At 44.7% G+C, this 1,077-nt stretch carries 1 protein-coding gene; it reads left to right on the top strand.

What is annotated here, in order from left to right:
- On the top strand, positions 1-1,077 hold a 1,077-nt coding region (locus R7Q47_RS26230; protein WP_318090259.1), incomplete at both ends, for an AAA family ATPase.

The raw sequence follows: 1,077 nt of genomic DNA, 5'->3' as shown, positions 1-1,077 counted from the left end.
AAAAATAGATCCTGTTATCGGTCGCGACAATGAAATCCGCTTGATGATCGATATCTTATTGCGTCGCCGCCAAAACAATCCGATCTTAACGGGTGAGGCCGGCGTAGGTAAAACTGCGGTAATTGAGGGGCTGGCGCAAAAAATAGTGGATGGGGATGTTCCTCCTGCTTTGCGTGATGTTGCCATCAAATCACTCGATCTTGCTTTGCTTCAGGCGGGTGCGGGGATGAAAGGGGAGTTTGAAAACAGACTTAAAAATCTCATTCGAGAAGTGAACGAATCTTCGCAGCCAATCATTCTTTTTATCGATGAAGCTCATGGTCTAATCGGAGGTGGTGGTCAAGCGGGACAAGGTGATGCTGCTAATATATTGAAACCAGCGTTGGCTCGAGGAGAGTTACGGACCATCGCTGCAACTACTTGGGCTGAATACAAAAAATATTTTGAGAAAGATGCCGCGTTAACGAGGCGCTTCCAGGTTGTGAAAGTAGACGAGCCGACTCCTGAGTTAGCGGTAGATATGCTTAGAGGCTTGGTTAACATCATGGGGCAACATCATGATGTTTATATCACAAGCCAAGCACTGAATGCTGCGGTACAACTTTCTGCTCGCTACATCAACGGACGCCAACTACCAGATAAAGCAGTATCGGTATTAGATACTGCATGTTCGCGTGTTGCATTGAGCCAATCTGCCACTCCGGGCGCGTTGGATAGCAAAAAGAAAAAGCTAAACATCAAAGAAGCGGAGTTTCAACAACTTTCCAAAGAGGCTCTGTTAGGCGTAAGTCACGATGAACAGCTTAATAATATTCGATATGAGATCGATGAGTTATCTAATCAAGTCATAGAATTAGAGGCAATTTGGGAACAAGAAAAGCAGTGGGTTCAAGAAGCTAAGTCCTTGAGAGCTAAGGTGATAGAAGAGAATGCCGACTGTGACAAAGAGCGATTACAGGAAATCGAATCGAACTTAGCGCTCAACGCGCAACCTTTAGTCTTTTCTCATGTGAATGAATCTTTGATTGCTGAGGTAATTTCTGATTGGACAGGTATTCCACTTGGAAAATTGCAAGA

This window comes from Vibrio sp. Vb0349, assembly GCF_033338975.1.
This window is presented reverse-complemented; position numbering and strand designations above follow the sequence as displayed.